Origin of the sequence: Pseudomonas sp. NPDC098740 (assembly GCF_044760065.1) — a bacterium.
GTDB lineage: Bacteria > Pseudomonadota > Gammaproteobacteria > Pseudomonadales > Pseudomonadaceae > Aquipseudomonas > Aquipseudomonas rossensis.
Window position 1 is genome coordinate 375,063 of sequence record NZ_JBIWAM010000003.1, and the last position, 7,567, is coordinate 382,629.

Here is a 7,567-nt window from a genome sequence, read left to right on the forward strand (position 1 = left end):
TGGAGCAAGACCATGAGCACTCTGCAACCCGATACCCTGATCAAAAACCCTCAAGGCTGCCACGTGGTGTCCTCGGTGGAAGTGCCGGCCGATGCCAAGAAGGTCTGGGCGGTGGTCGGTAACTTTGCCGGCTTCGATCAATTCATTCCGGCGCTGTCGCACATCGAGATGACCGGCGAAGGCGTATCGTCCCTGCGCAAGAAATTCTTCAAGGACGGCAACCTGGTGGTCGAGCAACTCAACTCCCGGGATGACCAGGCGCTGAACATGACCTGGACCACGATTTACAACACCTTGGGCGTGGCCAATTTGTGGGCGGCGATGAGTGTTGAACCGCTGGGGGAAAGTCAGTCGCGGGCGACCTGGACCATCATCGCCGAACCCGCACAGGGCGGCGCCGAGGCACTGCCTGGGTTCAAGGATTTCGTGCAGGGCTTTGCCGATGACTCTATGAACAATGTGTTGAAGCTGTTTGCGTAAAGCATGAAAAAGCCCGCTGTGGATAACTCCACAGCGGGCTTCTATAACATCGTTTGATCAGATTTTGAAGCTGTCGACCAACTGCTTCAATCGGTTCGCCTGCAGGGACAACGCATCGCAATCCTTCAACGTTTCATTGAGGTTGGCCACGCTCTGCTGGTTCAGCAGGTTGATCTGGTTAACGTCCACGTTGAGGGTTTCCACGACCGCCGTCTGCTCTTCGGTCGCCGCGGCCACCGACTGGTTCATGCCGTCGATTTCGCCGATGCGCTGGGTCACGCTGACCAGTCGCAGACCGGCCTGGTTCGCCACTTCGACGCTCTGCTCGCTGGAGACCTGACTGGCGTTCATGGTGGTCACCGCTTCGCGAGAACCGATCTGCAGCGAGGTGATCATCTTGTGGATCTCCTCCGCCGATTCCTGAGTGCGGTGAGCGAGGTTACGCACCTCGTCCGCCACCACCGCAAAACCACGACCGGCTTCACCGGCGCGAGCCGCTTCGATGGCCGCGTTGAGCGCGAGCAAGTTGGTCTGCTGGGAGATGCCTTTGATCACATCCAGAATGTGCCCGATGTTGTCGGTGCTGGCGTTCAGGGTTTCGATTTGCGTGCAGGACAGGCTGATTTTCTGCGACAACTCGGTCATCGCCAGAATGGTTTTCTCCACCACCTGACGACCATCATCAGCCTGCTCGCTCGCGCCGCTGGCGTGCTGGGAAGCATCGGCGGCGTTGCGGGCGATTTCCTGGGTGGCGGCGCCCAGCTGGTTGATCGCCGCGGCCACGCTGTTGGTGCGGGCGCTTTGCTCGTCAGAGCCGACGATCGAAGCGTTGGACGAAGCCATCACCCGTTGCGACAGGTCATGAACCTGACGGGTGGCCGACGACACTTCGGAAATCGACGCGTGAATTCGCTCCACGAACTGATTGAAAGAACCGCCCAGCTCGCCGAATTCGTCTTTGCTTTCCACGGCCAGACGTCGAGTCAGATCGCCCTCACCTTGAGCAATGTCTTGCATCGCACGGCCCATGGTGGTCAGCGGACGCATCAGCACGTTGATCAGCAGGCTCAGCAGCACGGCAATGGCCGTCACGGCGATGAACATCGCGATCAGCGCAGAAGTGCGGAACTGGCTGAGTGGTGCGTAGGCCTTGTCCTTGTCGATCGACAGACCGATGTACCACTCGGCATTCGGCAAACCACTGACCGGCGTGAACGAAAGGATACGGTCCTGCTTGTTCAGGGTGACTTCCTGATTGCCCTTCTCGATGCGCACGCCGGCGTTCGGGTAGATGTCCTTCAGGTTTTTCATCACCTGATCCTTGTCCGGGCTGACGATTACCTGACCGTCGGCGCTGACCAGGAATGCGTGGCCGATGCCACCGAAGTCCACCGAGTTGATGATCTTCACCAGCGTTTCCAGGCTCAGGTCACCACCGACCACACCGAGTAACTCGCCGTTCTTTTTCACCGGCAGGGCGATGGTCACCACCAAGCCACCGACGGCAGCCATGTAAGGCGGGGTCAGCATGGTCTTGTCGGCAGCCACGGCCTGTTTGTACCAGGGACGCTGACGCGGATCGTAACCGTCAGGCATCTTCGCGTCCGGGCGCTGAGTAAACACGCCGTTGGCCTGGCCCACGTAGGTGAACTGGAAGTTCGAGGTCAGGGCCGGTTGATTGACCAGCCCCGGGAGGTCGGCATTGGCGCCTTGATGGGCGACGTTTTGCGCGAGGTTTTCCAACACCAGCACGCGGCCGCTCATCCAGTTCTGCACGCTGCTGGCGGTCAGATCGCCGGCCTGCTGGACGCTCGATTCAAGGTTTTGACGGATGGTGTTTCGCTGCAGATAGTCGTTGTACAAAGTGAACAACGCAAAAGCCAGCACCACGACGCCGGAGGCGGCTAGAAGGATTTTATGGCTGAATTTGAGATTCATTTCATGGGACTTCTTATGCAAAAAGTGGGGATGCGTTCCGGGTTGCAACATTCCATGTAACAGCGCAGGCAGGATCTGTGGCCGCTCTACTTTGGTGCACGCATGTCTCATCAGGCTGTCGGCACAAATCGGAGAAAACTTAGGCGTTTGTACGAAATGGTCGGCATTCGTGTCAGATACCCGCCGAACGGCGTGCCAGAGCGCCGGCTCAGTCTTTTTGTGATGACGGTTGTTCGTACGGCAGTTGCAAATTCCCCAACCCTTGATGACAATGCGACTAATTATCATTTGTGGCGTTCGGGCTGTCGCGTTCATGTCCTCACCTGAGTTTGCAGTACAGGCGCTTTACAGTAGCCATCACGGTTGGCTCAACACGTGGCTGCGCGCACGATTGGGTAATGCAGCCGATGCGGCGGACCTGGCTCAGGACACGTTTGTGCGTCTGCTGCACAGAACCGAACGCTTGGAGCTCAAGGCTCCCCGCGCCTTTCTTCGAACGATCGCCCGTGGGCTGGTGATCGACCATTGGCGCCGTGAAGAAATCGAACGCGCCTACCTGGAAACCATCGCCCATTTGCCCGAGTCCGAAACCCCGAGCGTCGAAGCGCGGGCATTAGTGCTTGAGTTGCTGGAAAGCATCGCGCGCATGCTCGAAGGCCTGAAGCCGAAAGTTCGTCAGGCGTTTCTGCTGGCGCAGTGCGAAGGGCTTACCCACAAACACATCGCCCAGCAGATGGGCTTGTCTCTGCGTTCGGTGGAACGCTATGTGGCCGACGCGCTGTATCACTGCTATGTGCTGCGGTATGAAACGTGATGCCTGTGGATAACTTGTCGCTGAATCGGCGCGGTGAACCGCACCAGCAGGTGGTCAAACAAGCCATCCATTGGCTGCTGCGTCTGCGTAACAACTCGGCTAATTCCAGGCTACGTCAGCAATGCGAGGTCTGGCGGGCCGAACACCATGAACACGAACTGGCCTGGCAACGGGTGCAGTCGCTGCAAGCTGAATTGAGCAGCAACCTGCGGGCAGTACCCGGTGCTCAAGTGGCCTTCAATACGTTGGAAAACAGCGCTCAGGGACTGGGACGCCGCCAGGCCTTGAAGCTGCTGTCGGGGGCGTTGCTGATGGGGTCGGCGGCGTGGCTGGGCAAAGATGCAGTGGGCTGGCAACAGTGGTCCGCCGATTTCGCCACCGCCACGGGCGAACGGCGCGGTTTCCAATTGCCCGACGGCACACGACTGGAACTCAACACCGCCAGTGCAGTGGATCTGGATTACAACGCGCAGCAGCGGCTGATCAAACTGACTCGCGGCGAGATCATCGTGACGTGCGGCGGGATCGACGAAGGATCTCCGTTTGATCGACCGCTGCGGGTGCAAAGTCGCCAAGGTGTGTATGAAGGCGTGGGGGCACGTTTCATCCTGCGGCAGGACGACGACTGCACGCGGCTCAGTGTTACCGGCGGCAGGGTCCTCATACATTCACCACTTGCTGCGGATGGCACGCCGACCCAGGTACAGGCCGGGCAGAACTATCTGATCGATCACCGCCGAGCGCGTTTGGCACCGCCGCTGGACATGGATGCCGGCACTTGGATCGATGGGCTGATCGTGACTCGCAATATGCGGCTGGGGGATTTCCTTGATGAAGTCGGACGCTATCGCCACGGGTATCTGACGTGCTCAGCGGACATTGCCGACTTGCGGCTGTCCGGGGTTTTCCGACTGGAGAATACCGACAGGTTGCTGGCCATCCTGCCGCAAACTCTGCCGGTGCAACTGCGCTATCGCACTCGCTGGTGGGTGACGCTGGAGCGACAGGCCTGAATTATTTTTGGCGGGTTTTCCGGGCAAGTCCGGCTTAGTCAGCAAGCACTTCAATCCTGACCTCAGCGACTTCCTACGGAAACCTACAATGACTGTGCGCGCCACCAGTAAGAACCCTCTTCATTTCGCCGCCGATTCAGGCGTCCTGCGCTACGCCGTACGCGTTGCGTTGTTCTCTACCGCGCTGGGTGTCGGCGTGTTGCCGACACTAGGCCTAGCGGCAGAGGGCAGCGAGGTCAGCAGTCACCGCTACACCATTGCCGCGGGCCCCTTGAGCGATGTGCTCAACCAGTTTGCGCGTCAGGCGGGGATTACCTTGTCGACGACGCCTTCGCAAACCGGGGGCCTTCAGTCACCCGGCGTGCAGGGCGAGTATTCGGCGGATCAGGCACTGCGTCGTTTGCTCAGCGGTTCGGGTTTGGAGGCCGTGAGTCCGGATGGCAGTAGCTACGTGTTGCGCCCGGTCGCCGATACCGAAGCGCTGGCATTGCCCACTACCGACATCAAAGGCTTTGCCCTCGGTAACGCTCTGGGCAGCATGGACGGCTACAACGCGACGCATAGCCAGATCGCCACCAAGACCAGTACCTCGTTGCTGGAAACTTCGCAAAGTGTCTCCGTGGTGACCCGCGAGCAAATGGACGATCAAGGTTCGCAAACCGTGTCCCAGGCCATGCGTTACACCCCCGGCGTGCTGACCAACCCTTACGGCGCAACCCACCGCTATGACTACGTGGCGCTGCGCGGCTTCAACGATGGTTCAGTGGATAACATCTATCTGGATGGCTTGAAGTCCATGGGGGACAGTGGCACCTACAGCACCATGCAGGTAGACCCGTACTTCCTGGAGCGCGTCGATATTCTCAAAGGGCCGTCATCGGTGCTCTACGGTCGCAGCTCACCCGGCGGCCTGGTGGCGCTGACCAGCAAGAGGCCGCTGTATGAGGCTTATCACCAGGTCCAAGCCACAGTGGGCACCCAGGGTCAGCGCGGTATGGGTTTCGACTTCAGCGGCCCTGTGGATGATGACAAACGCATCGCCTATCGCCTGACAGGGCTGGCGGATCAGTCCGACACACAGTTCGATCACAACAAAGAAAAACGCTTCGCCCTCGCGCCTACGGTGAGCATCGATTTCACTGAAGATACCTCGCTGACCCTGCAAGCGTATTTGCAACACGATCCGGACGGCGGTTATCACGGTGGCGTGCCGGCCGACGGCACAATTCATCAGCGCAATGGGAATCGGATCTCCCCACACTTCTTCGAAGGTGAACCGAGCATTGACGGCTTCCAGCGTGATCAGCAGTCCTTCGGTTATCAGTTTGAGCACCGTTTCAATGACGTGTTTACTGCACGGCAGAACTTCCGTTACCTCGACTCCAAAGTGAAGCTGGATCAGGTCTATGCCTATGGCTGGACCACACCGACCAGTAGTGAGTTGAATCGTTATTACACCGGTGGCGACGAGAAACTTCACGCGGTCATTGTCGATAACATGCTGCAAGCAGAGTTCTTCACCGGTGCAACCAAACACACCGTGCTGATGGGCGCGGACTACCAGCGTCGCAAAACCGTGGTCGACTGGACCAGCGGTGGTCTGGCACCGATTGATGCGTTCAACCCGGTGTATGGAAATTCGGATATCGAATTCTACAGTCCGACCAGTTATCTGCGTCGCCTGGAACAAACCGGTGTGTACCTGCAAGACCTGATCGAGATGGACAAGTGGCGCTTCTCGCTCGGGCTACGCCAAGACTGGGTCGAAACGTCCGATGAGAATCGGCTGGCTGAAACCGGCCGGCCGGTGGGCACTGAAATCAGTGACAAACGCACCAAGCTGACTGGTCGCGCCGGGGCGCTGTACCTGTTTGATAACGGCATTGCGCCTTACATCAGTTATTCCGAGTCGTTCAACCCGAACTCTTACTCGGACAGTGCGGGTAATCCCCTGGCACCGACCGATGGCACTCAGTGGGAGGTGGGCCTGAAGTACCAACCGCCGGGCACCGATAACTTGCTCACCGCGTCGCTGTTCCGCATCGATCAGGAGAACCTGGCGACCAAACTGCCGCAGGAAAACTTCTATCGCGCCGTAGGTGCAGTCCGCTCCCAGGGCCTGGAACTGGAAGCGCACATGCAGCTGACTGACAACTTTAAAGTGCTCAGCAGCTACACCTTCACCGACATTGAGTACTCGAAGTCGATGATCAGCACCTTGAGCACGGCCACGGACGTGATCGAGAACAAGGGCAACTCGCCGACCCAGGCGCCACGGCATATGGCTTCGATCTGGGCTGACTACAAGTTCGACAGCGCGGCACTCGATGGTCTGCGATTGGGTGGTGGTGTGCGATATGTCGGCTATAGCTGGGCCGACGCGGAAAACACCATGAAGGTGCCGTCCTACACGCTGTTCGATGCGTCTGTTGGTTACGACTTAGGCAAAGTAGGGTTGAAGGACGTGGATGTTCGCCTGAATGCGAACAACCTGACGAATGAGTCCTACGTGGCCTCCTGTGCCAGCCTGAACTTCTGCTACTTGGGCGAAGAACGGAATGTCGCCGCGACAGTGAGCTACCAGTTCTAATCACTCATCACTCCAACAAAGCCAGCGCCTGAATCCGGGGGCTGGTTTTGTCGTTTTTGCGGGAACATTTTCCTGGTTTGGCGATGGCGTTTCTGAGCGTTTAGCGAGCCCAGAACGACAAAACCCCTGTCTGCGTTAGCAGACAGGGGTTTCGGAATTCAATCTTGACGATGACCTACTCTCACATGGGGAAACCCCACACTACCATCGGCGATGCATCGTTTCACTGCTGAGTTCGGGATGGGATCAGGTGGTTCCAATGCTCTATGGTCGTCAAGAAATTCTGTGACCAGCCCGTTACAGCGTAACGTGCCAGCAAAATTGGTGACTTCTACTAAAACAAAACCCCTACCTGCATACGCAGATAGGGGTTTCGGAATTTAATCTTGACGATGACCTACTCTCACATGGGGAAACCCCACACTACCATCGGCGATGCATCGTTTCACTGCTGAGTTCGGGATGGGATCAGGTGGTTCCAATGCTCTATGGTCGTCAAGAAATTCGGTAGCCAGGTCGTTCTCCTTGCGGATCACGCTCCAGCGAATGGGTATGCGATAGTTTGGTGTTTTGTGAGTATCTCGAACTTTCGGTTCGTTTCGTCTTCACACACCGCAATCTGGCCTCTTTCGAGTTCGCAAATTGCTTGGGTGTTATATGGTCAAGCCTCACGGGCAATTAGTATTGGTTAGCTCAACGCCTCACAGCGCTTACACACCCAACCTATCAACG

5 protein-coding genes and 3 rRNA genes are annotated in these 7,567 nt (G+C 57.9%); 4 read left to right on the forward strand and 4 right to left on the reverse strand.

Annotated elements, in window-relative coordinates; genetic code table 11:
- Positions 1-12 precede the first annotated feature (12 nt).
- Positions 13-480: an SRPBCC family protein gene (locus ACIQU2_RS06060; protein WP_403139388.1), complete on the forward strand. Its 468-nt coding sequence runs from the start codon at positions 13-15 to the stop codon at positions 478-480.
- A gap of 57 nt (positions 481-537) precedes the next feature.
- Here ACIQU2_RS06060 and ACIQU2_RS06065 read toward each other — a convergent pair whose 3' ends face one another.
- Positions 538-2,418: a methyl-accepting chemotaxis protein gene (locus ACIQU2_RS06065; protein ID WP_403139389.1), complete on the reverse strand. Its 1,881-nt coding sequence runs from the start codon at positions 2,416-2,418 to the stop codon at positions 538-540.
- A 313-nt stretch (positions 2,419-2,731) separates the two neighbouring features.
- Between ACIQU2_RS06065 and ACIQU2_RS06070 the strand changes: the two genes are divergently transcribed.
- The 3 genes from ACIQU2_RS06070 to ACIQU2_RS06080 all read left to right on the forward strand — a co-directional run bounded on the left by ACIQU2_RS06070 (position 2,732) and on the right by ACIQU2_RS06080 (position 6,835).
- Positions 2,732-3,232, forward strand: a complete 501-nt coding sequence (locus ACIQU2_RS06070; RefSeq protein WP_403139390.1) for a sigma-70 family RNA polymerase sigma factor — start codon at positions 2,732-2,734, stop codon at positions 3,230-3,232.
- Complete coding sequence (locus tag ACIQU2_RS06075) at positions 3,232-4,245, forward strand: FecR family protein (protein WP_347805324.1); 1,014 nt, start codon at positions 3,232-3,234, stop codon at positions 4,243-4,245. The genes ACIQU2_RS06070 and ACIQU2_RS06075 overlap by 1 nt, the downstream gene beginning before the upstream one ends.
- Before the next feature lie 88 nt (positions 4,246-4,333).
- Positions 4,334-6,835, forward strand: coding sequence for a TonB-dependent siderophore receptor (locus tag ACIQU2_RS06080; RefSeq protein ID WP_403139391.1), 2,502 nt, complete (start codon positions 4,334-4,336; stop codon positions 6,833-6,835).
- 162 nt (positions 6,836-6,997) lie between these two features.
- Here the strand turns inward: ACIQU2_RS06080 and rrf (ACIQU2_RS06085) are convergent.
- The 3 genes from rrf (ACIQU2_RS06085) to ACIQU2_RS06095 all read right to left on the reverse strand — a co-directional run.
- Positions 6,998-7,113, reverse strand: a 5S ribosomal RNA gene (gene rrf / locus ACIQU2_RS06085).
- Positions 7,114-7,219: 106 nt separating this feature from the next.
- A 5S ribosomal RNA gene (gene rrf / locus ACIQU2_RS06090) occupies positions 7,220-7,335 on the reverse strand.
- A 157-nt stretch (positions 7,336-7,492) separates the two neighbouring features.
- Positions 7,493-7,567: ribosomal RNA gene (locus ACIQU2_RS06095) — 23S ribosomal RNA — on the reverse strand; the annotation flags it as partial.

Coding starts and splice junctions, on each gene's coding strand:
- ACIQU2_RS06060 (WP_403139388.1), top strand. CDS start 13: ATGAGCACTCTGCAACCCGATACCCTGATCAAAAACCCTCAAGGCTGC.
- ACIQU2_RS06065 (WP_403139389.1), bottom strand. CDS start 2,418: ATGAATCTCAAATTCAGCCATAAAATCCTTCTAGCCGCCTCCGGCGTC.
- ACIQU2_RS06070 (WP_403139390.1), top strand. CDS start 2,732: ATGTCCTCACCTGAGTTTGCAGTACAGGCGCTTTACAGTAGCCATCAC.
- ACIQU2_RS06075 (WP_347805324.1), top strand. CDS start 3,232: ATGCCTGTGGATAACTTGTCGCTGAATCGGCGCGGTGAACCGCACCAG.
- ACIQU2_RS06080 (WP_403139391.1), top strand. CDS start 4,334: ATGACTGTGCGCGCCACCAGTAAGAACCCTCTTCATTTCGCCGCCGAT.